General features: G+C 73.5%; 21 protein-coding genes. 10 read left to right on the top strand and 11 right to left on the bottom strand.

Features of this window, described 5'->3' with window-relative positions:
• Positions 1–12: 12 nt before the first annotated feature.
• Entirely contained in the window at positions 13–468 is a 456-nt protein-coding gene (locus OG559_RS20425; protein ID WP_405106001.1) for an SRPBCC family protein, read from the bottom strand.
• Positions 469–694: 226 nt separating this feature from the next.
• Here OG559_RS20425 and OG559_RS20420 point away from each other — a divergent pair, with 226 nt between their 5' ends.
• From OG559_RS20420 to OG559_RS20400, 5 genes are all read left to right on the top strand, one after another.
• On the top strand, positions 695–2,512 hold the full coding sequence (locus OG559_RS20420; RefSeq protein ID WP_405105999.1) for an AMP-dependent synthetase/ligase: 1,818 nt from the start codon (positions 695–697) through the stop codon (positions 2,510–2,512).
• A 74-nt stretch (positions 2,513–2,586) separates the two neighbouring features.
• A complete protein-coding gene (locus OG559_RS20415; protein WP_405116823.1) occupies positions 2,587–4,224 on the top strand; it encodes a GAF domain-containing sensor histidine kinase in 1,638 nt (545 codons plus the stop codon).
• 7 nt (positions 4,225–4,231) lie between these two features.
• Positions 4,232–4,900, top strand: a complete 669-nt coding sequence (locus OG559_RS20410; protein WP_007072219.1) for a response regulator transcription factor — start codon at positions 4,232–4,234, stop codon at positions 4,898–4,900.
• A gap of 194 nt (positions 4,901–5,094) precedes the next feature.
• Positions 5,095–5,907 carry an SAM-dependent methyltransferase gene (locus OG559_RS20405; protein WP_396670990.1) on the top strand — a complete coding sequence of 271 codons (813 nt, stop codon included), beginning with the start codon at positions 5,095–5,097 and terminating at the stop codon, positions 5,905–5,907.
• A 151-nt stretch (positions 5,908–6,058) separates the two neighbouring features.
• Positions 6,059–7,720 (top strand): putative bifunctional diguanylate cyclase/phosphodiesterase, encoded by a 1,662-nt coding sequence (locus tag OG559_RS20400; protein WP_405116821.1) that lies wholly within the window; start codon positions 6,059–6,061, stop codon positions 7,718–7,720.
• Between the two features lie 771 nt (positions 7,721–8,491).
• On the opposite strand, the gene OG559_RS20395 is transcribed toward OG559_RS20400, so the two are convergent.
• The 5 genes from OG559_RS20395 to OG559_RS20375 form a co-directional block, all read right to left on the bottom strand.
• On the bottom strand, positions 8,492–9,616 hold the full coding sequence (locus OG559_RS20395) for a glycosyltransferase family 4 protein (protein ID WP_405105997.1): 1,125 nt from the start codon (positions 9,614–9,616) through the stop codon (positions 8,492–8,494).
• Entirely contained in the window at positions 9,613–10,872 is a 1,260-nt protein-coding gene (locus tag OG559_RS20390; RefSeq protein WP_405105995.1) for a M48 family metallopeptidase, read from the bottom strand. The genes OG559_RS20395 and OG559_RS20390 overlap by 4 nt, the downstream gene beginning before the upstream one ends.
• Positions 10,869–11,066 (bottom strand): hypothetical protein, encoded by a 198-nt coding sequence (locus OG559_RS20385; protein ID WP_405105994.1) that lies wholly within the window; start codon positions 11,064–11,066, stop codon positions 10,869–10,871. Before OG559_RS20385 ends, OG559_RS20390 begins: the two co-directional genes overlap by 4 nt.
• A gap of 124 nt (positions 11,067–11,190) precedes the next feature.
• Positions 11,191–11,409 carry a hypothetical protein gene (locus OG559_RS20380; protein ID WP_405116820.1) on the bottom strand — a complete coding sequence of 73 codons (219 nt, stop codon included), beginning with the start codon at positions 11,407–11,409 and terminating at the stop codon, positions 11,191–11,193.
• Positions 11,410–11,585: 176 nt separating this feature from the next.
• On the bottom strand, positions 11,586–13,052 hold the full coding sequence (locus OG559_RS20375; RefSeq protein ID WP_405105992.1) for an NYN domain-containing protein: 1,467 nt from the start codon (positions 13,050–13,052) through the stop codon (positions 11,586–11,588).
• A gap of 126 nt (positions 13,053–13,178) precedes the next feature.
• Between OG559_RS20375 and OG559_RS20370 the strand changes: the two genes are divergently transcribed.
• The 5 genes from OG559_RS20370 (at position 13,179) to OG559_RS20350 (ending at position 18,723) form a co-directional block, all read left to right on the top strand.
• The gene (locus tag OG559_RS20370; protein ID WP_405105990.1) at positions 13,179–14,936 is read left to right on the top strand and encodes a DEDD exonuclease domain-containing protein; all 1,758 of its coding nucleotides are present in this window, start codon (positions 13,179–13,181) and stop codon (positions 14,934–14,936) included.
• Between the two features lie 129 nt (positions 14,937–15,065).
• Positions 15,066–16,853 (top strand): RelA/SpoT family protein, encoded by a 1,788-nt coding sequence (locus OG559_RS20365; protein WP_405105988.1) that lies wholly within the window; start codon positions 15,066–15,068, stop codon positions 16,851–16,853.
• 53 nt (positions 16,854–16,906) lie between these two features.
• The gene (locus tag OG559_RS20360) at positions 16,907–17,443 is read left to right on the top strand and encodes an NUDIX hydrolase (RefSeq protein WP_405105986.1); all 537 of its coding nucleotides are present in this window, start codon (positions 16,907–16,909) and stop codon (positions 17,441–17,443) included.
• A complete protein-coding gene (locus tag OG559_RS20355; RefSeq protein WP_405105984.1) occupies positions 17,440–18,312 on the top strand; it encodes a sugar phosphate nucleotidyltransferase in 873 nt (290 codons plus the stop codon). The genes OG559_RS20360 and OG559_RS20355 overlap by 4 nt, the downstream gene beginning before the upstream one ends.
• 123 nt (positions 18,313–18,435) lie before the next feature.
• Positions 18,436–18,723: an Lrp/AsnC family transcriptional regulator gene (locus tag OG559_RS20350; RefSeq protein WP_396670999.1), complete on the top strand. Its 288-nt coding sequence runs from the start codon at positions 18,436–18,438 to the stop codon at positions 18,721–18,723.
• 66 nt (positions 18,724–18,789) lie between these two features.
• Here OG559_RS20350 and OG559_RS20345 read toward each other — a convergent pair whose 3' ends face one another.
• From OG559_RS20345 to OG559_RS20325, 5 genes are all read right to left on the bottom strand, one after another.
• Positions 18,790–19,515 carry a DUF4142 domain-containing protein gene (locus OG559_RS20345; RefSeq protein ID WP_405105982.1) on the bottom strand — a complete coding sequence of 242 codons (726 nt, stop codon included), beginning with the start codon at positions 19,513–19,515 and terminating at the stop codon, positions 18,790–18,792.
• A 192-nt stretch (positions 19,516–19,707) separates the two neighbouring features.
• Positions 19,708–21,333 carry a cytochrome bc complex cytochrome b subunit gene (locus OG559_RS20340; protein WP_405105980.1) on the bottom strand — a complete coding sequence of 542 codons (1,626 nt, stop codon included), beginning with the start codon at positions 21,331–21,333 and terminating at the stop codon, positions 19,708–19,710.
• Positions 21,330–22,424 carry a ubiquinol-cytochrome c reductase iron-sulfur subunit gene (locus OG559_RS20335; protein WP_405105978.1) on the bottom strand — a complete coding sequence of 365 codons (1,095 nt, stop codon included), beginning with the start codon at positions 22,422–22,424 and terminating at the stop codon, positions 21,330–21,332. Before OG559_RS20335 ends, OG559_RS20340 begins: the two co-directional genes overlap by 4 nt.
• Positions 22,425–22,491: 67 nt before the next feature.
• Positions 22,492–23,328, bottom strand: coding sequence for a cytochrome c (locus OG559_RS20330; RefSeq protein ID WP_405105976.1), 837 nt, complete (start codon positions 23,326–23,328; stop codon positions 22,492–22,494).
• A 72-nt stretch (positions 23,329–23,400) separates the two neighbouring features.
• The gene (locus OG559_RS20325; RefSeq protein WP_350882823.1) at positions 23,401–24,000 is read right to left on the bottom strand and encodes a heme-copper oxidase subunit III; all 600 of its coding nucleotides are present in this window, start codon (positions 23,998–24,000) and stop codon (positions 23,401–23,403) included.
• Positions 24,001–24,051 lie beyond the last annotated feature (51 nt).

Raw genomic sequence — 24,051 nt, 5'->3', positions numbered from 1 at the left:
CAGCAGGTCGCGTCAACGCGCCGCACCGGATTCTTCTACCCGGAGCTTGAGCTGCTTCAACGCCGTGTCCATGATCATCTTTTCGGCCTTGCGCCGAAACATGCCCAGCATGCCCACGGAGAGCTCCACCTCCAGGGTGTAGGTCACCGTGGTCGTCCCGTCCGGGTTGCCGACCAGGTCGTACGACCCGTGCTGGGAGCGCTGCATCTTCGAGGGCGCCACCAGGTGCCACTCGATGCGGGTCAGGTCCTCGGAGTACTCGTAGGCGAGGACGTACTCGTCGGCCATCACCCCGGCGTCGATGGTGAACCGGACCTGACTGGCGTAGCCGTCCTCGTACTCCTCGACGACCTCGGCCCGGCGCATCGCCTCGGTCCACTCGGGGTAGCGCGCGAAGTCGCAGATCACCGCCGCGACCCGATCCGGTGACGCGCCGATGACGATCGACTGGGTGGAGGAGTCCGCCATGTGGGGGAGGCTACCCGGCGGCGGGCGGGAACGCCCCGGTCCACCCCCGCCACGCGGCGGCCCGTCGCCGGTGGACCCGTCCGGCGAGCCCCACGTTCGGGGCCGATTCGGGAGGCGGTGCGGGCAACCTCCTACCGCAGTCACCTGGGCGGGCAGGTAGGTTTCGACAGAGCCGACCCGTCCGGGCCCCCGCCCGCCCGGCCAGTGCGAGCACGAGGGAGTGCAGGTGCGCGAGTTCTCCGTTCCGCCGATCGTCACCGTCGGCGACTCGGCCAACCTGACCCAGCCGGTCTGGGACAACGCCGAGGCGGCCCCGGAGGCGGTGCAGTTCGTCCGCCCCGTCCCGTCGGCCGCAGAGGCGGGCGCGGGCCGGGAGGACGTGACCTGCCGGCAGTTCCGCGACGAGGTGGTCGCGGTGGCCCGCGGGCTGGTCGCGGCCGGCGTGTCCCCCGGCGACCGGGTCGCCCTGATGAGCCGCACCCGGTACGAGTGGACCCTGTTCGACTACGCGATCTGGGCGACCGGCGCGGTCACCGTGCCGATCTACGAGACCTCCAGCGCCGAGCAGGCCGCCTGGATCCTGGAGGACTCCGGCGCGGTCGCGGTCGTGGTCGAGAGCACCGCGCACGCCACCCTGGTCGCCGGCGTCCGGGACCGGCTCCCCGAGCTGGCGCAGGTCTGGCAGATCGAGCTGGGCGCGGTCGGCGAACTGGTCGCCGCCGGCGCCCCGGTCGACCCGATGGAGATCGACCGGCGCCGCACGGCGGTCCGGGCCGACGACGTGGCGACCATCATCTACACCAGCGGCACCACCGGCCGCCCCAAGGGCTGCGTGCTGACCCACCGAAACATGTACGCCGACATCGCCAACGCGGTGCCCGTACTGCCGAACCTGTTCCTGCGGCCGGGCGCGTCGACCCTGCTGTTCCTCCCGCTCGCGCACGCCTTCGCCCGGCTCATCCAGATCGGCATGGTGCAGGCGCGGGCCACCATGGCGCACTGCCCCGACCCCAAAGACCTGATGCCCGAGCTCCAGGCGTTCCGGCCGACCTTCGTCCTCTCGGTCCCCCGGGTCTTCGAGAAGGTCTACAACGGGGCCAGGCAGAAGGCCGAGGCCGACGGCAAGGGGAAGATCTTCGACCGGGCCGAGCAGGTCGCGGTCGCGTACAGCGAGGCCCTGGACAAGCCGGGCGGGCCGGGCCTGGCGCTGCGTGCGCAGCACGCGGTCTTCGACAAGCTGGTCTACCGCAAGTTGCGCGCCGCCCTGGGCGGCCGGTGCCGGGACGCGATCTCCGGTGGCGCGCCGCTCGGCGCCCGGCTCGGCCACTTCTTCCGGGGCATCGGGGTGACCATCTGCGAGGGGTACGGGCTCACCGAGACCTCCCCGGCCGCCGCCGCGAACCTGCCCGACGCCACCCGGATCGGCACCGTCGGGCGCCCGCTTCCCGGCGTGACCGTCCGGATCGAAGACGACGGCGAGATCCTGATCTCCGGCGACCTGATCTTCCGGGGGTACTGGCGCAACGAGGCGGCCACCGCCGAGGCGCTCAGCGCGGACGGCTGGTTCCGGACCGGCGACCTGGGGAAGCTTGACGACGACGGCTTCCTCAGCATCACCGGCCGGAAGAAGGAGATCATCGTGACCTCCGGCGGCAAGAACGTCGCCCCGGCGATGCTGGAGGACCAGGTCCGGGCGCACCCGCTGATCAGCCAGTGTGTCGTGGTCGGTGACCGCCAGCCGTTCATCTCCGCGCTGGTCACCATCGACGAGGAGGCGCTGCCGAAGTGGCTGGCCGCCCACGGCCGCCCGGAGACCACCCCGGTCGCCGACCTGCGCGAGGACGAGGCGCTGCGCGCCGAGGTGCAGGGCGCGGTCGACCAGACCAACCAGTCGGTCTCCAAGGCCGAGGCGATCAAGGTGTTCCGCATCCTGCCGCACGACTTCACCGAGGCCACCGGCGAACTCACCCCGTCGCTGAAGGTCAAGCGGCAGACCGTGCACAAGACGTACGCGGCGGAAATCGCCGACATCTACCGGCGCTGACTACGATCCGTCACGTGCCAGCCTCCTCGACACCCGTCCGGCCGCCCACGCAGCCGCTCGCCACCGCCGCGCGCCTGGTCATGCTCGCGCTGGTGGCCGTCCTCACCTTCCTCGCGACCCGCGACGTCGGGCAGCTCTGGTGGATCGCCCTGCTGGGAGCCGCCGGCCTGCCCGCCGTCCTGGCCCCCCAGCACCGGCTGCTCGGCCCGCTCAGCCGCTTCGCCGAGGTCGTGGTGCTGGGGCTGGCCGCCAGCCAGGTCGCCGCCGTCACCACGCTCGACGGCGCCACCGGCGGGCTGGGCGCCTCGGCCGTGCTGGCCTACCTCGCCGTCCCCGTGACCGTGACCGCGCTGCGCCGCCGGTTCCGTGAGGGCGCGGCGCTGCTCGCCGTCTGCGCCGCCACCCTGCTGATCAGCGCCGCGCTCACCGGGGTCGACGGCGGTCGCCAGCTCGGCCAGCCGGGATACCTCGCGGTCTGCGCCCAGTGGCTGATCCTGGCCGGGCTCGGGCTCTACACGGCCGGCACCCTGCACCGGGTGATGCGGGTCCGCAGCGAGGGCAAGCCCCAGCCGTACGCCGAGGCCACCCGGCTGCTGACCCAGCTCCGCACGGTCGCCCGGCAGCTTCCCGGTGCCACCCTCGACCCGGGCGGCATCTCCGAGCACCTGCTGGAGGAGTTGCGCACCGTGGCCCGGGCCGAACGGGCGGCGGTGCTCTCGGCCAGCGGCGGCGGGCGGCTGGTGGTGCTCGCCCAGGTGGGCGTGGACCGGGTCGACTGGGAGACCACGCTCGACGCGGACTCGGCGATCGCCGACGCCTGGGCCAGCCAGCAGCCGCAGACCGCGAGCCGCTCGCAGGCCCGCTCGCACTCCGGCGGCGACGTGTCGGCGCTGATCGTGCCCCTGGTCGCCGGCGTCCGCACGATCGGCATGCTGGTGATGGAGGCGGACGCCGCGCAGGCGTACCCTCCGCCGGTGGTGTCCCGGGTGACGGCGCTGACCCGCCCGGCCGCGCTGCGGCTGGAGGCCGCCCTGCTCTTCGACGAGGTGCGCTCGCTGGCCACCAACGAGGAGCGGCAGCGGCTGGCGCGGGAGATCCACGACGGGGTCGCCCAGGAACTGGTCATGGTCGGGTACGGCATCGACAACGCCCTGGCCACCGTCTTCGAGGACGCCGACGAGACCGCCGAGTCGCTGCGCCAGCTGCGCCATGAGGTGACCCGGGTGATCACCGAGCTGCGGCTGAGCCTGTTCGAGCTGCGCAGCGAGGTGGACCGGCAGGGTGGCCTGGCCGCCGCGATCGCCGAGTACGCTCGCACCGTCGGCGCGTCCGGTGGGCTGCGGGTGCACCTGTCGCTGGACGAGTCGAGCGCCCGGCTGCCCGCCGCGACCGAGGCGGAACTCCTGCGCATCGCCCAGGAGGCGGTCACCAACGCCCGCAAGCACGCCGGGGCGTCGAACCTGTGGGTCACCTGCGAGGTGGACCCGCCGTACGCGCAGATCGAAGTGTCGGATGACGGTCACGGCATCGGTGAACAGCGCCCGGACGGGCACTACGGTCTTGCGATCATGGCCGAGAGGGCGGAACGTATCCGGGGCCGGTTGGAGATCAGGCCGCGGCAACCCAGCGGCACGACGGTGGCGGTGGTTCTCGGCTCCTCGCCCCGGCGCGATAGGGTGCGCGGCAACGCCGCAGCAGCAGAAGGGGAGTAACCCGAGGATGACCACAAGCCCGACACCGGCGACCCGCACCAAGGTCCTCCTTGTCGACGATCACGACCTGATCCGCAAGGGACTGCGGCACGCCTTCGAGCGGGACCGGCAGTTCGAGGTCGTCGGCGAGGCCGCCACGGCGGCGGAGGGGGTCCGGCAGGCCGGCGCCCTCCAGCCCGATGTGGTGATCATGGACCTGCGACTGCCCGACGGCAGTGGCCTGGAGGCCACCCGCGCGCTGCGCAAGTCCAGCGCTTCGATGGGCATCGTCGTGCTCACCATGTACGCCGGCGACGACCAGCTCTTCGGTGCCCTGGAGGCCGGGGCGAGCGCGTTCGTGCCCAAGACGGCCCCGGCCGACGAGGTAGTGGCCGCCGCCCGGCATGCCGCCTCCTCGCCGAGCGCGTTCACCGCGGCCGACCTGGCCGAGGCGATGAAGCGGCGGCTCGCGCCGTCCGGTCCGCAGCTCTCCCCCCGGGAGGGCCAGGTGCTGCGGCTGCTCGCCGACGGCATGAGCGTGGCGGGCATCGCCAAGCAGCTCTTCGTCAGCGAGTCGACGGCCAAGACCCACATCTCGAAGCTCTACGAGAAGCTGGGCGCGGCCAACCGGGCGCAGGCGCTGATGACGGCGCTGAGGCTCGGCCTGCTCGAGGCGCCGGACGCCCCGAAGTTCTGACCGCTTCCCCGTCCGACCGGCAGTCGCCGGTCGGGGGTTTCGCGACGGCCGGTGGGTCCGGTCAACGGGACCGCCCGACCGGCCGGTCGGGCGGGGAGCGGCCCTCTCTGGTCACCCGTGTGGCGGGCGGGGCAGAATACCCGGATGACCCGCGCGGGACGACGTGTTCCGCGTCGTTGACAAAGGGGTAGGGCATGCAGCGGCCGGACTGGGCACCCGACACCATCGACATCGAGCGTCCCAGCGTGGCCCGCATGTACGACTACTACCTCGGCGGCTCGCACAACTTCGCCGCCGACCGCGCCGCCGCGCGGGCGATGGTGGACGCGGTGCCCGAGGCGCCGCTGATGGCCCAGGCGAACCGGGCGTTCCTGCGCCGGGCGGTGCACTTCCTCGCCGAGGCCGGGATCCGCCAGTTCCTCGACATCGGCTCCGGGATCCCGACGGTCGGCAACGTGCACGAGATCGCCCAGCGGATCGACCCCGCCTCCCGGGTGGTCTACGTCGACGTGGACCCGGTGGCGGTGGCACACAGCCGGGAGATCCTCAGCGGCAACAACCGGGCCGCCGTGGTCCAGGAGGACCTGCGCCACCCCGAACGGATCCTGACCCACCCCGACGTCACCGGGATGCTGGACCTGTCGCAGCCGGTCGCGGTGATGATCGTGGCGGTGCTGCACTTCGTCCCGGACTCCGACCGTCCGGCGGAGATCCTGCGAACGCTGCGCGAGGCGCTGGTGCCGGGCAGCTACCTGGTGCTCTCCCAGGCCAGTGACGAGGACCGGCACAACACCGGGGAGCGCGCGGAGGCCGAGGCGGTCTACCGCCGCACCGACAACCCGCTGTTCATCCGCAGCCGCGCCGAGCTGACCTCCCTCTTCGACGGCTTCGAGCTGGTCGACCCGGGAGTGGGCTGGGTGCCGCAGTGGCGCCCCGAGACACCGGAGAGCGCGGAGGACGCCGAGCAGGCGGTCTTCATGGGCGGCGTCGGGCGGCTCGGTGGGTAAGCGGTCCGACGGCCCGGTGGGCCCGGCGGGCCCGAGGTCGTTCGCCTCGTATCCGGGGCCGCCCGCTCCGCACCGGGGGCACCTCACCCCGCGTCCCGGGGCCTTCGCCCGGGCCTGGGCGAAGGCGGTCTCCGGCACCAGCTACCTGCCGATGACCCAGGCCCAGTTGGAGGCGCTGCTGCAACGGTTCACCGATCGGCTGGCCGAGGTGCTGGTGGCCGAGCCGTTCGACCTGCGGGTCGGCCACCAGGTCGGGGCGGAGCTGGTCGAGTCGCACATCGCCTCCGCCGAGGGGCTGGGCCGCACGATCGAGGTCGTGCAGCTCCGGCTGCTGCGCGACCTGGGCCTGGTCGGCGAGGACGTCGAGGACCGGCTGGCCCGGCTGCTGGCCACGGTGGCCACCGGCTACGCCCGGGCGCTGCGGGGCCGCACGCTGGACGAGCAGGAGTCCATCCGCCGGGCCGCGATGGTGGCCCGGGCGCAGGCCGAGCGGGCGCTGCGCGACAGCGAGGCCCGGTTCCGGCACCAGGCCACCCACGACCCGCTGACCAACCTACCCAACCGCACCCTGTTCACCGAGCGGCTCGCCGCCGCGATCGACGCCCCGGGCCGGGGCGCCGACCGGGTCGGGGTGTGCTTCCTCGACCTGGACCGCTTCAAGGTGGTCAACGACTCCCTCGGCCACCAGGTCGGGGACCGGCTGCTGGTCTCGGTCGCCGACCGGCTGCGCCGGGCGCTCGACGAGCATCTGGTCGCCCGCCTCGGCGGTGACGAGTTCGTCATCCTGGTCGAGCGGACCGCCTGCACCGACGACGTGGTGAAGGTGGCCGAGGCGGCGCTCGCCGCGGTCAGCGAGCCGGCCCTGGTCGACGGGCACGAGCTGACAGTGTCGGCGAGCATCGGCATCGTCGAACGCCCGGTGGCCGGGACCACCCCCGTCGACCTGATGCGCGCCGCCGACGCCACGCTGCACTGGGCCAAGGCCGCCGGGGGTGCCCGCTGGTCGCTGTACGACGCCGACCGCAACCGCCGGGAGCTGGCCCGGTACGCGCTCTCCGCGGCGATCCCCGCGGCGCTGGAGCGGGGTGAGTTCTACCTGGACTACCAGCCGCTGACCTCGCTGTGCGACGGCACCGTGCTCGGCGCCGAGGCCCTGGTCCGCTGGCGGCACCCCGCGCTCGGCGAGCTGCGCCCGGACAGCTTCATCGGGTTGGCCGAGGAGACCGGGCTGATCGTCCCGCTCGGCGGGTGGGTGCTCGCCGAGGCGTGCCGGGAGGCGGCGACCTGGTCCGAGCCGGGGGGTGCCGCGCCGTTCGTCAGCGTCAACCTGGCGGTGCGGCAGGTGCACCGGCCCGACCTGGTGCACCTGGTGCGCGCCGTGCTCGACCGCACCGGCCTGCCGCCCGAGCGGCTCCAGCTGGAGGTCACCGAGAGCACCATGATGAGCGCCGTCGAGGAGCCGGTGCGCGCCCTGCGGGTGCTGGCCGACCTCGGCGTGCGGATCGCCATCGACGACTTCGGCACCGGCTACTGCAACCTGGCGTACCTGCGGGACCTGCCGGTGACCGAGCTGAAGGTGGCCGGGGATTTCGTGGCCGGGCTGCGGGCCCCCGCGGACGACCCGGCCAGCCGCACCGACGAACGGATCCTCGCCTCGCTGGTCTCGCTGGCGCACGCGCTGGACCTGACCGTCACCGCCGAGGGGGTGGAGACCGCCGGGCAGGCCGACCGGCTGCGTGCCATCGGCTGCGACGCCGCCCAGGGCTGGCACTTCGGCCGACCAGCACCGCCGCCGCCCTCCTGGAGCACCTGACCCTCCGACCGGACGCCGGCCTGACCGAGACGCCGGCCCCTCCGAGACGCCGACATGGTCGGGGCACCGGCCTCGTTGGGATGTCACCACATGGTCAGGGCCGTCGCGGGCCGCAGGCCCTCGCTGGCCACCGGCCCTCGCTGGCCACCGGCCGTCACTGGTCACCGGCCCTCGCTGGTCACCGGCCCTCGCTGGCCACCGGCCGTCACTGGTCACCGGCCCTCGCTGGTCACCGGCCTGACGCTGGTCGCGCTGAACACCTCTATCGGGGCGCGGCTCCCGCAGGGACACTCTCGGCACGTCCTTTGGAGCTGCCCGCGCAAACGGGGCACCGGGCCGATGACAGCCAGGGCAGGGGCCGTCACAGCCCTGGGCGCAGGTAAGGACGGGAGACAGCCCGGGCGTAACTAAGGGCGGAAGACAGCCCCAGCGGCCGACGCGGGCACCAGCACCAGCACCAGCACCAACCAGCAGAGAGCAGCCGACATGCCGGCGCGGCCTGGGCACGAGCCTCAGCCGGCGCAGAGCAGCCGACATGGCGGAGCCATGGGGCACAGGCACCACGTGCGGCGGCCGACACGGCGCGGGTGCACAGACGGGGCAGCTCCACAGGGCCGCGACCGGCGTCCCCGGCGGCGACTCACTCCCGATCTTGCGCCAACCTTGGGGACGACGACCGACCAAGAACGGCAACCAACCAAGAGCGGCAACCGGCGGAGAGCGAGCAGCCAAGCCGCAGTCGGCCAGAGGCAGCCGGCCGAGGGGCAGCGGTCAGCCGGCGAGGAGGGTGGCCATCCGGGCGGCCTGGGTCTCCCAGCGCCACTCCCGCTCCACCCAGGCCCGGCCGGCCGCGCCGAGCTGCCGGGCCAGGTCCCGGTCGGCGAGCAGGGTGGCCACCCGGTCGGCGAGCTGGGCGACGTCGTGGCCGGAGACGACGTACCCGGTCTCGCCCTCGCGGACGGCGTCGGGCGCACCCCCCGAGTCGCCCGCCACCACCGGCAGGCCGGTCGCGGACGCCTCCAGGTAGACGATGCCGAGCCCTTCAACGTCCAGGCCCCGGTTGCGGGTGCGGCAGGGCATGGCGTAGACGTCACCGGCGGCGTAGTGGGCGGGCAGGTCCGCCGAGGGCACCGAGCCGGTGAAGACCACGTCCCGCTCGACGCCCGTCTGCCGGGCCAGCTTCTCCAGGGTGTCCCGGTACGGCCCGCCGCCGACGACCAGCAGCGCCGCGTCCGGCACCCGGCGGCGGATCGCCGGCAGGGCGCGGATCAGCATGTCCTGGCCCTTGCGCGGCACCAGCCGGGAGACGCAGACCACCACCGGCCGGTCGGCCAGCCCGAGCCGGGCCCGGACCGGCTCGCCGTCGACCGACGGGTGGTACGTCTCGACGTCCACGCCGGGAGCCAGCCGGTGCAGCTCGGTCGCCCCGTGCAGCGCCCGCTCCAGCCGGACCCGGGTGTACTCGCCGAGGTACGTCACCACGTCCGCGCCCCGGCCGATCCGGCGCAGCGCGGCCCGGGCCACGGGCAGAGCCGCCCAGCCCACCTCGTGCCCGTGGGTCAGGGCCACCACGCGGCGGACGCCGGCGCGGCGGCGCAGCCCGGCGGCGAGCAGCCCGAGCGGGGCCGCCGCGCCGAACCAGACGGTGTCGCAGTTGTGCTCGCGGGCCAGCCGGGCGGCCCGGCGGGCGACCAGCGGGGTGGGCAGCAGCACCCGGGTGCGCTCCCGGACGACCTCGAACGGCTGGTCGGCGTCGAACTTCTCCGCCCCGCGCCAGCTCGACGCGTAGACCACCACGGATCCGGTGGGCTGGCGGACGGCGAGGTTGTGCACGAAGGACTGGATGCCGCCCGCGCGGGGCGGAAAGTCGTTGGTGATCAGCAGCGTGCGGCTCATCGGCCGGCCTCCCTGGCGTAGGCGCGGGCGGCGGCCATCCGCTCGACCGTGGACGGGTGCGACGCCGAGTAGAGGTACTCCCAGCGGGGTGGATCGGGATCGGCCAGGTTCACCCCGGCCAGGCGGCGCTGCATCGCCTCGAAGGTCGCCGGGTCGCCGGTGAGGGCGAGGGCGTGCGCGTCGGCCCGGACCTCGACCCGGCGGGACACCAGTGCCTGGACCGGGGCGGTCACCAGCCCGGCCACCGTGACCAGCGCGATCAGCAGCGGGAACGCGCGCGGCTCGGCGATCGAGTCGACGCCGGCCAGGCGCAGCAGCGGGCCGGCCGAGCCGAGCAGGTAGAGCACGACCACGGCCAGCGCGGCGCCCAGCGCCCCGGTCAGCGTGCCCGTCCACACGTCCCGGTCCTTGGCGTGCCCCAGCTCGTGCGCGACGACGCTGGTCACCTCGGCCGGGGTGGCCTCGCGCAGCAGGGTGTCGTAGACGACGACCCGGCGGGTCGGCCCGAGCCCGGAGACGTACGCGTTGACCGCGCGGGTACGCCGGGACGCGTCGGCGACCAGCACGTCGCGTACCGGCACCCCGTCGCGGGCCGCCATGCCCATCAGCTCGGTGCGCAGCGGGCCCTGCTCCATCGGGGTGAACCGGTTGAACACCGGCTCCACCAGCACCGGCAGCACGAACGACAGCAGCACCACCAGCCCGGCCGCGCCGGCCGCGCCGAACGCCCACCACCAGCGCGGGGCGAGCCGGGTCACGGTGTAGAAGCCGAGCAGCGCGAGCGCGCCGATCACCGCGCTGACCGCGTACGACTTGAGCAGGTCGGCCGTCCAGCCGGCCCAGCCCTGGGTGCTCAGCCCGTACCGGGTGAGGAGCGTCTGCCGCCAGGCGGCGAGGGGCAGGGTGAGCAGGTCGGCGACGAGCACCACGGCCAGCCCGCCGAGCACCGCCTGGGCGATCCAGTTCCCGCCGAACGGGCGCCCTGCCAGCTCCACGAGGCGACTGCCCAGCGGGGTGAGCCCGAGCGCCACGGCCACCAGCAGCCCGAGGGCGAGACCGGCCCAGCCGGCGGGGCGCAGCGCGGCCCGGAACTCCCGGCTGTGGGCGACCTGGTCGACGGGCAGGTCCCGCAACGCGGCGAGCTGGTCGGCGCGCGGGGCCGGCGGCCGGTGCCACGGCACCAGCAGGGCACCGGCGACGAGCAGCGCCACGGCCAGCCCGGCGAGGGTGAGCACCGCCCAGCCGCGTGGCGTCATCCCGCCACCCCCGCCACCACCAGGCCCCGGGCCAGCGGAGCACGGGCCAGCGGAGCACGGGCCAGCGGAGCACGGGCCAGCGGGACACGGGCCAGCGGGACACGGGCCAGCACGCGGCCGGCCGCGACGGGCACCGCCGGTGGGCAGGTCGGCGTCGCGTCGCGCGCACCGCCGTCGCGTCGTACCCGCGTCATGCCGCTCCTCCCGCCGTGAGCGCCCATCCTATGGCCCGGCGGCGGGGCCTTCCGGGCGGCGGCCGGCGGCGGTCGCCCGACCGGGCCGCGACAGCCCTCACCCCGACGGGCGGCGGGCGGGCGGTTACGCCACCCGGCGGCGGGCCGGACGGGAGCGGGGTGCCCGGGTGGGCGCGGCGGGCGGGAGCACCTCGACGTCGAAGCCGGCCCGGGCGAACACCTCGATCGCCCGCTGCTCGGCGGCGCCGAGCTCGCCCCCCGGCCCGTCGTCGAACAACGCGGTCACCAGGCAGCCGGAGCAGCCCGCGCCCCGGATCGCGCACCTGTCGCAGTCGATCAGCATCGTTCCTCCTGAAGCGATGCGTCGGCGGCGGGCGGAACCGACCTGGCCGACCACGTCGTCGCCCAGGTCGCCGTCGTCGCCGCCGGCCACCGTCGGTCATCCCGACGCTACGGCAGGGGTACGACAGAATCGGACAACCAGCTCGCTACGCCCCAGATCCGAGCAAGCGCCCCGGATCAGGAACGGGCCAGCCGGCGCAGCAGCGAGTCGGCGCCCAGCGGGTACGCGCCGTGCCGGCGCACCCCGTCGGCGACCTCCCGGTCGGAGGAGACCACCACCACCGGCCGGCCGGCCGGCTCGGCCCGGACCAGCCGCCGGATCAGCTCGTCGGCGGTCTCGCCCTTGCGGGAGAAGAGCACCCGCACGCCGCGCGGGGTGGGCGGCAGGCCGTGCATCCGCTCCGCGCCGTCGAAGACGACGGTGACCTCGTCACCGGTCTGGGCCGCGATCCCGCCCAGTCCGGTGATCAGCCGCTTGCGCTGCTGTTCCAGGGACATCTCGCCGAAGCCGCGTTTGGTCACGTTGTAGCCGTCGACCACCAGGTGCGCCTTGGGCAGCGCGAGGAGCTGGTCGAGGCGGGCCGGGTCGTCGGTGTCGCGGGCCCGGGTGGCGGCGCCGGCCGGGGTGGGCGCCGACCGGTCGGCGAAGGCGTCGGCGACGAAGTCGGCGGGAAGCTGGTCGACCGGGTCCAGCGCCAGCTCGCGGCGCAACCCGACGGCGGCCTGCCCGATCGTCTCCAGCAGCAACCACAGCCGCGCGTCGTCGACCGAGCGGGCCTCCTTCGCGCTGACCCGGGCCACGCCGGCCGCCGCCTCGGCATCGGCCAGCCGGGCCCGGGCGCGGCGCAGCTCGGCGTCCGCGTCGGCCGCGGCCCGGGTGGCCCGACCCCGCTCGGTGGCCAGCAACTCGCCGGCCTTGCGCTCCCGGGCCTGGGTCTCCCGCAGGGTACGGGCGACCTGGCGGCTCTCCTCGCGGAGCTGGCCGAGTTCCTCGCGGACCCGGGCCAGCTCGTCGCGCAGCTTGTCGGCCTCCACCCGGGCCACCGCCCGGTCGTGCTCGGCCCGGCCGGCCCGCTGCTCGGCCTCGCGTATCAGCTCGTCGACGACGGCCTTGTCCGCCTCGGCCCGCACCGCCGCGCCGCTGGCCTCGATCAGATCGCGCCAGCCCCGGGGCCGGGCCAGGTACGCCAGGGCGGCCACCTCGACCGGGTCGGCGGCGGCCGGGGCGGTGCCCTCGATCACGGCGGCGCCGAGGTCGCCGGCGTCGGCGAGCACCCGGGTGGTGATCCGCTGCCGGAACAGTGGGTCGGCGGCGAGTTGGGCGGCGATCACCGAGGCGCCGAGCCGGGCCCGGCGGTTGGGGGCGAACTTGGCCACCCGGCGCAGCGGCACCGGCACCTCGTCGCCGGGCAGGACCGGCAGCACGGCGGCGGTGAGCGCGACGATCCGCTGGCGTACCGGCTCCGGCAGTGTCGGCTCCGGCTCCCCGGCAGGCGGCTCCGTCAGGTCGGGACGCGACGGGTCGGGCTCGCGCCGCAGGTCGGGCTCGCGGTCGGTGTCCGGGGAGTCCTCACCGGGGTGGCGCATGGCACCGGCCGACACCTCCCCCGGGAGGTTGTCGTCGTAGGGCTCGGTGAGGGGCATGTGGCAAGTCTCCCACCGCGACCGGGCCCACCGCCCGGTGGTGAGCCGATCTCTCATCCTAGACCGGTTATGACGTCTGGGGCCGCTGATGCGGGAGTGTCGCACCCGCGGACTAGCGTGCCGCAGGTGGCACGAGAGGAGTACGTCCAGCAGGCGCTCGCCGGTCTGGACCGGGCCGCCGGCGACGGGGTGGACCCGGCCCTGCCGCTGTACGCGACGACCTTCGTGGTGGTCGACCTGGAGACCACCGGCGGCGCGCCGGACGGTGGCGGGATCACCGAGATCGGCGCGGTCAAGGTGCGCGGCGGCGAGGAGCTGGGGGTGCTGGCCAGCCTGGTCGACCCGGGCGTGCCGATCCCGCCGTTCATCACCGTGCTGACCGGGATCACCCAGGCCATGTTGATCCCCGCGCCGCCGATCGAGCAGGTGCTGCCGAGCTTCCTGGAGTTCATCGCCGACGCGGTGCTGGTCGCCCACAACGCCCCCTACGACGTCGGCTTCCTCAAGGCGGCCTGCGCGCGGCACGGCTACCGCTGGCCCAACCCCCGGGTGCTGGACACCGCGGCGCTGGCCCGCCGGGTGCTCACCCGCGACGAGGTGCCCAACCGCAAGCTGGGCACCCTGGCGGCGTACTTCCGCACCGCCACCCAGCCCACCCACCGGGCCCTCGACGACGCCAAGGCCACCGTCGACGTGCTGCACGGGCTGATCGCCCGGCTGGGCGGGCACCGGGTCGACACGGTCGGCGAGGCGATCGAGTTCGCCCGGGCGGTCACCCCGACCCAGCGGCGCAAGCGGCACCTCGCCGACGGGCTGCCGAAGGTCCCCGGGGTCTACATCTTCCGGGCCGCCGACGACCGGCCGCTCTACATCGGCACCTCCGGCGACATCGCCACCCGGGTGCGCAGCTACTTCACCGCCGCCGAGAAGCGGGCCCGGATCTCCGAGATGCTCGCCGCCGCCGAGCGGGTGGAGGCCGTCGAGTGCGCCCACTCGTTGGAGGCGGAGGTGCGCGAGCTGCGGCTGATCGGCGCGCACGCGCCGCCGTACAACCGACGGTCGAAGTATCCCGAGCGGATGATCTGGCTCAGGCTCACCGACGGGCCGTACCCCCGGTTGTCGGTGGTCCGGTCGCTGGCCCCCGGTGACGAGGCCTACCTGGGGCCGTTCAGCTCCCGGCGGGCGGCCGACCTGGCCGCCGCCGGCTTCCACGACGCCGTGCCGCTGCGCCAGTGCACGCACCGGCTGTCGCTGCGCACGGTCACCCCGGCCTGCGCGCTGGCCGAGCTGGGTCGCTGTCCGGCGCCCTGCGAGCACCGGATCACCCCACAGGAGTACGACGACCGCGCCGTCGCGCCGTTCCGCACCGCCACGGCCAGCGACCCCGGGTCCGTGGTGGACGCCCTGCTGGCCCGGGTCGAGGCGCTGGCGGCCGACCAGCGCTACGAGGAGGCGGCCGTGGTGCGCTCGCGGCTCGCCGCGGTGCTGCGCGCGACGGTACGGATGCAGCGGCTGGCCGCGCTGGCCGGCATCGCCGAGCTGGCCGCCGCCCGCCCGGCCGCCCGGGGCGGCTGGGAGCTGGCCCTGGTCCGGCACGGCCGGCTGGCCGGCGCGGGGGTCTCCCCGCCCGGCGTCCACCCACGGCCGACGCTGAACGCGATCCGGGCGACGGCCGAGACGGTCCCGCCCGGGCACGGCCCGGTGCCCCGGGCCTCCGCCGAGGAGTCGGAGCGAATCCTGTCCTGGCTGGAGCGACCCGATACCCGGTTGGTGGAGATGTCCTCCGGCTGGTCGTCCCCGGCTGCCGGGGCGGGCCGCTTCCGTGACCTGCTCAGCAAGGCCGAGGGCGCCTCGTCCCACCAACTCTCGACCGAACGCCCATGACCAAGTGACCGATCGGACGACCCCGCCTCGCTTAGGCTGTTAAGGAAGTGCAGTACTGCCCGTTTCGTGGGCCTGCTCCCGGTTGCCGGTGCCCGGCTGCCGTGGGGCCGGGGTTAGGAGGTGTCCTTCGTGGACGTCGACGCCGGACACGGCGCCGCCCTGGGGGGCGCGCTCCCGACCCAGCCGGGTGAACTGCCCCTGGCCCGTCGGCTGCGGTCGTTGCTGAGCTGGCCGAGCGCCGAGACAGACCCGGTCACCCATCTCGTCCGCACCCACCGGGCGATCCACACCGGCACCGACCCGTCGGTGCTGCGCCGGGCGTACACGATCGCGGAGAACATGCACCGCGGCCAGTTCCGCAAGAGCGGCGAGCCCTACATCACCCACCCGCTGGCGGTCGCCCAGATCTGCGCGGAGCTGGGCATGGACCCCACCACCCTGGTCGCCGCGCTGCTGCACGACACGGTGGAGGACACCCGCTACACCCTCCAGGCCCTGGCCGAGGACTTCGGCGGCGAGGTGGCCCACCTGGTCGACGGGGTGACCAAGTTCGACAAGGCGTTCTACGGCAAGGCCGCCGAGGCGGAGACCACCCGGAAAATGATCATCGCGGCCGGCAAGGACGTCCGGGTGCTGATCATCAAGCTGGCCGACCGGCTGCACAACATGCGCACCCTCGGGGTCCGCTCGGCCGCGTCGCGGGAGCGCATCGCCCGCAAGACGCTGGAGGTGCTGGTCCCACTCTGCGACCGGCTCGGCATCCAGACCCTCAAACGCGAGCTGGACGACGTGGTGCTGCTGCACCTGGAGCCCGACGAGCACGCCCGGATCGCCCGGTTCGTGCACGACCGGCCCGGCTGGGACGCGTACCTCGGCGACGTGGTCGCCAAGGCGAAGGTGGCGCTGCGCCGCAGCCGGGTCGACGCGCAGGTGGCCCCCCGCCCCCGGCACCTCTACTCGATCTGGAAGGACACCGTCGCCGGCGGCCACGGCGCCCCGTACGACCTGCCCCGGATCGTGATCGTGGTGGACGGCCCGGCGACCGACTGCTACGCGGCTCTCGGCGCGGTGCACGGCCTCTGGCGGCCCGCGCCCGGCCGGTTCAAGGACTTCATCGCCTCCCCCAAGAACAACCTCTACCGCTCGCTGCACACCAGCGTGTGCGGCCCGAAGAACCGCACGGTCGAGGTGCTGATCCGCACCGAGGAGATGCACCGCGCCGCCGAGTACGGCATCGCCGCCGACTTCCGGTCCCCCCGCACCGCCGGGGCCGCCGCCCGCGCCCAACAGCTCGACTGGCTGCGCCGGGTGCTCGACTGGGAGCAGGAGGCCGCGGACCCGGCGCAGTTCCTCCAGTCGCTGCGCTGCGACCTCGCCGAGGCGCAGGTCCAGGTGGTCACCGAGGGCCGGCAGGTGGTCCTCCCCGCCGGGGCGACCCCGGTGGACGTGGCGTACGAGCTGGGCTCCGACCGGGGCGACCGCTGCCTGGCGGCCCGGATCAACGGCCGGCTCGCCCCGCTCTCCTCCGAACTGGACGAGGGCGACGTGGTGGAGATCTTCACCGAGACCGACGCCGAGACCGGCTTCGAGGCGGACGTCGCCCCGCGCGGTCCCCGCAAGGAGTGGCTCGGCTTCGTGAAGTCCCCGCACGCCCAGATGCAGATCAACCGGTGGTTCGCCGAGCACACCGAGCCGGGCATCTCGATCGCCGACAAGGTCCGCCTCGGCCGGGCCACCATCGGGCTGGCGCTGCGCAAGCACAACCGGGGGCTGGCCAACGACCTGCCGCTGCTGCGGCTGTCGGAGGAACTGGGCTACCCGGACCTGGAGACCATGCTGGTGGCGGTCTTCGACCGGGCCCTCGAGCCCGACGCGGTGGTGCTCCAGCTCATCGACCTGGTCGACCATCGGCACTGACCGTTCTCCCCCCGGTGGCCGGCCCGGCCCCCGCCGGCCACTAACCTGGACCCATGATCCCCCGCTCCCGCGCCACCGGACGGGCCTTCGCCTATCAGGTCTTCTACCGGCTGCCCGTGTCGGTGCGACGCCGGCTCGTCCGGCTCGCCACACCGAAGTACATCGTCGGGGCGGTCACCCTGGTCCGTGACGCCGAGGCCGCCGGCCCCGGCCGCCTGCTGCTGCTGCGCCAGCCGCCGGGACACAGTTGGACGCTCCCGGCCGGGCTGCTGCAACGCGGCGAGGACCCGGTCGTCGGCGCGGCGCGCGAGCTGTTCGAGGAGTCCGGGGTCCGGCTCGCCCCGGACCGGCTCCGCCCGGCGGTGCCGAACGCGCTGGTGCACGCCAAGGGCTGGGTGGACGTGGTCTTCGAGACCGAGGTCCCGGCGTCGACCACGGAACTGAAGGTCGACGGCGCTGAGGTCTACGAGGCCGCCTGGCACCCGCTGGACGACCTGCCCCGGCTGAGCCGGGCGACGGCGAACCTGCTCGGCTACTACGGCATCGGGCCGCGGGCCGGCGAGATGCCGCCGCCCCGCCCGACGGCGTGACCGCCCCGGCGTCCGGCGGGGGCGGGCCGGAGATCTGCGCGGTGGTGCTCGCCGCCGGCGAGGGGACCCGGCTGCGCCCGCTGACCGAGCGGCTGCCCAAGGCGCTCTGCCCGGTCGGCAACACGCCGCTGCTGGACCGGGCGCTGGCCCGGCTGGCCGGGCTCGGCCTCAGCGGCCCGGCCCGGGTCGCCGTGAACGCCTGCTACCTCGGCGACCAGGTGGTCGCGCACGTCGGCGGCCGGGCCCACCTGTCGGTCGAGCCCGGCGACCCGCTCGGCACGGCCGGCGGCGTGGCGAACCTGCGGGACTGGATCGCCGGCCGGGGCGTGCTGGTCGGCAACGCCGACGCGTACCTGGCGGATCCGGCCGCCGCGCCGGGCCCGGACGTCGCCGCGCTGCTGGCCGGCTGGGACGGCGAGACCGTGCGCCTGCTCGGCCTGCCCGCCGACGATCCGGCCGCCCCCGGCACCTTCGACGGCCACCGGTTCGTCGGCTTCTCGCTGCTGCCCTGGCGGCTGGTGCGGGGCCTGCCCGTCGAGCCGGGCGACCTGGTCCGGGCGGTGTGGCGGCCGGCCGAGGCGGCCGGGGCGCTGACCGTGGTGCCGTACCGGGGCACCTTCTACGACACCGGCACCCCGGCGGACTACCTGGCGGCGAACCTGCACGCCGCGGGCGGCGGCAACCTGGTCGACCCGAGCGCCACGGTCACCGGTCGGTGCCGGGAGTCGGTGGTGGGCGCGGGGGCGACGGTGCGGGGCGAGGTGACCCGGTCGGTCCTCTGGCCGGGCGCCGAGGTGGCCGCCGGGGAGCGCCTGACCGGGGTGGTCCGCGCGCCGGGGGGCCTGACCGTCCCGGCCGCGCGCCGCTGAGGGCGACCCTCCGGCGGCGTCCCGTTGCGGCCCGCCGGTCCCGGTCCGGGCGGACCGGGCGGCCTCTAGCATGGTGATCGACGCCGACCGGCGGGAGTGGACGCACGACGAAGGAGCGGACCCGTGATCACCGCGATCGTACTGATCGACTGCGCCACCGACTCGATCCCCGAGGTGGCCGAGAACCTGGCCAACCTGCCCGGGGTCAGCGAGGTCTACTCCGTGGCCGGGCACGTCGACCTGATCGCCGTCGTGCGGGTCCGGGAGTTCGACGAGATCGCCCAGGTGATCGCCGGCAGCATCTCCAAGGTTCCCGGCGTGTTGGACACGGAGTCGCACATCGCCTTCCGGGCGTACTCCCGGCACGACCTGGAGGAGGCGTTCGCCATCGGCCTGGCCAGCGCGGACTGACCCGCCCCGCGCACGGCGGTGGCCAGCCCACCGGTCGGTGGGCTGGCTACCGGCGGTGCTACGACGTCAGCTCACGCTCGGAACCGGCGTCTCGGTGTTCTCCGGGGCCGGCGTCTCGGTGTTCTCCGGGGTCGGCGTCTCGGTGTTCTCCGGGGTCGGCGACTCGGTGATGGTGCCGCCCGGGGCCGGCGTCGTGGCGCTGCCACCCGGGCTCGGCGTGCCGCTGCCACCCGGGCTGGGCGTGCCGCTGGCGCTGGTCTGCGGGACCGGGACGCCCAGGGTCTGGGCCAGGGCCACCAGCGCGTCGTAGTGCGCCTGGAGCACCGGCAGGGCGTTCTGGGCCAGCTGGACCACCGACTGCTCGGAGCCCTGCGAGATCTCGGTCTGGGTGGCCTGGATGGCCTGGACGTGGCCGGCCAGCTCGGCGGTCACCCATGCCTTGTCGAACTCGGCGCCGTTGAGGTTCTTCAGCCTGTCGATGACCTCCTGCTGGTCGGCGGTCGGCGCGTCCGGCAACTGGACGTTGAGCTGCTGCGCGGTGCTCTGCACCGTCTGGTCCAGCTGGGTGTGGTCCGTGACGAACTGCGCACCAAGGTCCTTGACCTGCTGGTTCTGGCCCTTTTCCTGCGCCAGCTTCCCGGTTTCCATCTCCGCCAGGTTCACCTGGTGCAGCGCCTGCAGGTACTGGGTGTCCTGCGTCGACGGCTGCGCCGCGGCCTGCGCCGCCGCCGCGGGCGCCAGCCCGACCACCACCAGGGTGGCGAGCAGTCCGAGGCGTTTGAGACCCAACATGTTTCCCCCCCTTTTTCGTTGGACCGCACGGATACCCGGCTGACCCGGATTAACCCTGCCGGTTCCGTAGCCACCGCGCGTGCGGCACCGGGGGCGTCTCCGCTGGCCGGCAGCCACCCGGAGGGCGAAAAACGGACGTGGCGCCCGCCGGAGGGATCCGGCGGGCGCCACGCTTGCGTTGTCTCGGGCGGGTCAGCGGCGGCTCTCGCCGCTGCCGATCTCCTCCCGCTCCGGCCGGGGCTCGACCGGCGGGTGCCCCGGCGAGACCGGCGCCTCGGCCAGCTTCTCGATCGGGTAGAAGAAGCCCCGGATGGCCGGGCCGAGGGCGCCGAGCCGGTTCATCTTCTTGGGCACCACCCAGCCGACGTAGTCCAGTTCGCCGTGGCCGTCGTGGCCCGCCGCAGTGAGCGGCTGGTGGACCTCTTCGAACCGGCCGTCCGGCAGCCGCCGGATGATGCCGGTCTCCACGCCGTGGGCCAGCACCTCCCGGTCGTGCTGCTGCAGGCCCAGGCAGAGCCGGTACGTCACGTAGTACGCCAGCGGCGGGAGGAGCAGCAGGCCGATCCGGCCCGCCCAGGTCATCGCGTTCAGGCTGATCTGGAACTTGTCCGCGATCACGTCGTTGGCACCCGAGAGGGTGAGCACGACGTAGAACGACACCGCCATCGCGCCGATCGCGGTCCGCTCCGGGGCGTCCCGGGGGCGCTGGAGCAGGTTGTGGATGCGGGTGTCCTTGAGCCGGCGGGCCTCCACGAACGGATAGAGCGTGGAGAGACCGACCAGGATGCCCGGCAGCACGACCGTGGGCCAGAACAGCGGCGGGATGACGTACCCGTCGCCGATCGGGATGTTGATCTCCCACGCCGGCATGAGGCGGGTGGAGCCGTCGAGGAACATGACGTACCAGTCGGGCTGGCTGGCGGCCGAGACCACCCACGCCTCGTACGGGCCGAAGTACCAGATCGGGTTGATCTGGAACAGACCACCCATCAGGGCGATCACGCCGAAGACGACCATGAAGAAGCCGCCCTGCTTCAACGCGTACCGCGGGAACATCCGCTCGCCGACCACGTTGTCGTTGGTCCGGCCGGGGCCGGGCCACTGGGTGTGCTTCTGCTTGAAGACCAGGCCGAGGTGGGCGCTGATCAGCGCCACCAGCAGACCCGGGACGAGCAGCACGTGGGCGATGAAGAACCGGCTCATGATGATGTCGCCCGGGAACTCCCCGCCGAAGACCGACGAGGTGACCCAGGAGCCGATCACCGGGATCGACAGCATGATCGCGGAGGCGATCCGCAGGCCGGTGCCGGACAGGCCGTCGTCCGGCAGCGAGTAGCCGGTGAAGCCGGCCAGGAAGCCGACCCAGAACAGCAGCGAGCCGATGATCCAGTTGGTCTCCCGCGGCTTGCGGAACGCGCCGGTGAAGAAGACCCGCAGCATGTGCACGACGATCGCGGCCATGAACAGCAGCGCCGACCAGTGGTGCATCTGCCGTATGATCAGGCCACCGCGGACGTCGAACGAGATGTCCAGGCTGGAGGCGTACGCGGCCGACATCGGCGTGCCCCGCAGGGGGGCGTAGCTGCCGTTGTAGACCACCTCGGTCATCGCCGGCTCGTAGAAGAAGGTGAGGAAGACACCGGTCAGCAGCAGCACGACGAACGAGAACAGCGCGATCTCGCCGAGCAGGAACGACCAGTGGTCCGGGAAGACCTTGTTCAGCAGCTTGCGCAGCGGAGTGGAGACCTGGAGCCGCTCGTCCGCCCCCACCGCCGCCTTGCCCGGCACGGACGCCATGTCCAATTTACGACGCTTCACGGCCGCTCCCAGAAGTCAGGCCCGACGGTCTCGGTGTAGTCCGACCGCGCCACGAAGAAGCCCTCTTCGTCCACCTCGATCGGCAGCTGCGGCAGCCGCCGGCTGGCCGGGCCGAAGATCGGCCGCGCGTTGTCGGTGATCAGGAACTGGGACTGGTGGCACGGGCAGAGCAGACGGTTGGTCTGCTGCTCGTACAGGCTCGCCGGGCAGCCCGCGTGCGTACAGATCTTGGAGTACGCCGTGTAGTTGCCCCACATGTAGTCGCCGTGGCTGGGCTTCGTCCGCGCGTTGGCCGCCCGGGACTGCTGGGCGTCGTCCTCGCGCAGGTGGATCAGCAGCGTCGGCGAGTCGGCGTGCTTGTTGCTCACCCCGTGCTCGATGCCGGGGAAGACCGTGATCTGGCCGCCGACGCTGACGTCGGCCGGGCGGATCGGCCGGCCGTCCTCGCGGACCAGCCGGATCTTCTTGCCCCCGACCGGCGCGAAGCCGGTGGTGAACATCTGGTTGTTCTTGTGCGGGTTGGAGATCAGGCCACCGACCAGCGGCGCTGCGGCGACTGCGGCGACCGGAGCCAGGCCGGCCAGCAGCGAGATACCCAGCAGCGGACGGCGCTTCACGCCCAGCTCGTCGGCGAGGAAGAGCATCGTCTCGCCGGTGATCTTGCGGCTCTCCGGCGCGTCGGGGTCCACCACGTGCCGGTCCTGGATCGACACCTCCTTGGGCAGCAGCTTCTTGCCCCAGGTCAGGATGCCGAAACCGACGCCCAGCAGAGCCAGGCCGAGGGTGACGCCGAGCAGCGGGGTGTAGTACTTGTCCCCGCCCGAGCCCGGCTCGTACTTCCAGGGCCACCAGATGTAGATGATCAGGAAGGCGGTCGCGGCCAGGCCGGTCAGCAGGAACATCGAGGCGACCGTGCGGGTCAGCCGTCGCTCCGCCCGGCTGCCGGGGACGACCTGCTCCTCGTAGTGGACGATCTCGATGTCGTCCCGACGCGCGCCCTCCCGGACGATGTCGAACCGGCTCAGCCGCGGATCGTGGACGTCGAGCGGCTCCGGGCCCTGGTGGGCCTGGTGCTCGGTCTTGGTGCTCATGCCGTCACCTCGCTACGGGCGGTGCCGAGCTGCGGCACCACAGCGCTGAATCGAATGATCCGCTCGGTCACGACTTGCCCGCGATCCACAGGCTGGCGAAGACGAGCGCGACGATGCCGACCAGGAAGATCGCCAGGCCCTCGGTGGACGGCCCGTACCGACCGAGGTTGAAGCCACCCTGATCCTGGTCGGACTTCAGGGTGTCCTGGATGTAGGCGATGACGTCCGCCTTCTGCTCCGGGGTGATCTGGTTGTCCCCGAAGACCGGCATGTTCTGCGGGCCGCTCAGCATGGCGGCGTAGATCTGCCGGTCGGTCGCCGGGCGCAGGCTCGGCGCGTACTTGCCGGAGGACAGGGCCCCGCCGCCACCGCCGAAGGCGTGGCACTGCGAGCAGTTGATCCGGAACAACTCACCGCCGGTCGCCAGGTTGGCGCCCTCGCGCAGGTCACCCTCGGGCACCTGCGGGCCGCCGCCGAGCTCCTGGACGTACTGGCCGAGTTGGCGGACCTCCTCGTCGGTGAACACCGGCGGCTTGCGCATGGCCTGCGCCTCCTGGCGGGCCATGGGCATGCGGCCGGAGCTGACCTGGAACTCGACCGAGGCCGCACCGACCCCGACCAGGCTCGGGCCACGACCCTCGACGCCCTGCGCGTTGCGACCGTGGCAGGACACGCAGCTCACGTCGAACAGCGCCTTGCCCTCGGCGGCGGCGCCGGTGATCGACGGGTTTTCCTGCGCCTGCACGCCGGGGGCGAAGACGGTGTAGGCGCCGCCGGCCAGCGTCAGCGCGGCGATCAGCCGGACCGCGGCGCCCAGCCGGCGGCGGCCCCTGCTGCGCCCCGCGGACCGCTCGCCGCGCAGCCGCGCGAGCAGACCGCGTCGGCGGTCGTTGTCAGAAGTCATGACCTGTGTCCTTAACCGGTGGGACCTTGTCTCAGGGGACGGGGCAGCGGCGCGGTTCGTGACGCGCCAAGATCACTGAAGCCAGTAGATCATGGCGTAGAGGCCGATCCACACGACATCGACGAAGTGCCAGTAGTACGACACGACGATCGCCGACGTGGCCTGGGCCGGGGTGAACCGGCCCATGGTCGTGCGGACCATGAAGATGATGAAGGCGATCAGACCGCCGGTCACGTGCAGGCCGTGGAAGCCGGTGGTCAGATAGAACATCGACCCGTACCCGTCCGCGTTGATCTTCACGCCCTCGTGGACCAGGGTCCGGTACTCGTTCACCTGACCGAGCACGAAGATCAGACCCATCACGAAGGTGATGGTGAACCAACGCCGGAGGGCGTGGACGTCACCCTTCTCGGCGGCGAACACACCGAGCTGGCAGGTCACCGAGGACAACACCAGGATCACCGTGAAGGTGGTCGCGTACGGGATGTTGAGGTGCTCGGTGTGCTTCGCCCACTGCTCCGGCGCTGCCGCACGGATGGAGAAGTACATCGCGAACAGCGCCGCGAAGAACATGAGTTCGCTGGAGAGCCACACGATCGTCCCGACGCTGACCATGTTGGGCCGTGTCAGAGAGTGGATCCGGCTCTTGTCAATGGCTGGGGCCGCAGTCACGCGGTCATTATTGCCCCTGACCACGGCCGGCGATCAGCGGGGGGGCAAATC

Origin of the sequence: Micromonospora sp. NBC_01405 (genome assembly GCF_045040155.1) — a bacterium.
Lineage (GTDB): Bacteria > Actinomycetota > Actinomycetes > Mycobacteriales > Micromonosporaceae > Micromonospora.
Note: the sequence above shows the minus strand (reverse complement) of the source record. Positions and strands in the feature narration are given on the sequence as shown.

Excerpts from the sequence above, each read along its gene's own strand:
- OG559_RS20425 (WP_405106001.1), bottom strand. The coding sequence starts at position 468 with ATGGCGGACTCCTCCACCCAGTCGATCGTCATCGGCGCGTCACCGGAT.
- OG559_RS20410 (WP_007072219.1), top strand. The coding sequence starts at position 4,232 with ATGACCACAAGCCCGACACCGGCGACCCGCACCAAGGTCCTCCTTGTC.
- OG559_RS20405 (WP_396670990.1), top strand. The coding sequence starts at position 5,095 with ATGCAGCGGCCGGACTGGGCACCCGACACCATCGACATCGAGCGTCCC.
- OG559_RS20400 (WP_405116821.1), top strand. The coding sequence starts at position 6,059 with ATGACCCAGGCCCAGTTGGAGGCGCTGCTGCAACGGTTCACCGATCGG.
- OG559_RS20395 (WP_405105997.1), bottom strand. The coding sequence starts at position 9,616 with ATGAGCCGCACGCTGCTGATCACCAACGACTTTCCGCCCCGCGCGGGC.
- OG559_RS20390 (WP_405105995.1), bottom strand. The coding sequence starts at position 10,872 with ATGACGCCACGCGGCTGGGCGGTGCTCACCCTCGCCGGGCTGGCCGTG.
- OG559_RS20385 (WP_405105994.1), bottom strand. The coding sequence starts at position 11,066 with ATGACGCGGGTACGACGCGACGGCGGTGCGCGCGACGCGACGCCGACC.
- OG559_RS20380 (WP_405116820.1), bottom strand. The coding sequence starts at position 11,409 with ATGCTGATCGACTGCGACAGGTGCGCGATCCGGGGCGCGGGCTGCTCC.
- OG559_RS20375 (WP_405105992.1), bottom strand. The coding sequence starts at position 13,052 with ATGCCCCTCACCGAGCCCTACGACGACAACCTCCCGGGGGAGGTGTCG.
- OG559_RS20360 (WP_405105986.1), top strand. The coding sequence starts at position 16,907 with ATGATCCCCCGCTCCCGCGCCACCGGACGGGCCTTCGCCTATCAGGTC.
- OG559_RS20345 (WP_405105982.1), bottom strand. The coding sequence starts at position 19,515 with ATGTTGGGTCTCAAACGCCTCGGACTGCTCGCCACCCTGGTGGTGGTC.
- OG559_RS20335 (WP_405105978.1), bottom strand. The coding sequence starts at position 22,424 with ATGAGCACCAAGACCGAGCACCAGGCCCACCAGGGCCCGGAGCCGCTC.
- OG559_RS20330 (WP_405105976.1), bottom strand. The coding sequence starts at position 23,328 with ATGACTTCTGACAACGACCGCCGACGCGGTCTGCTCGCGCGGCTGCGC.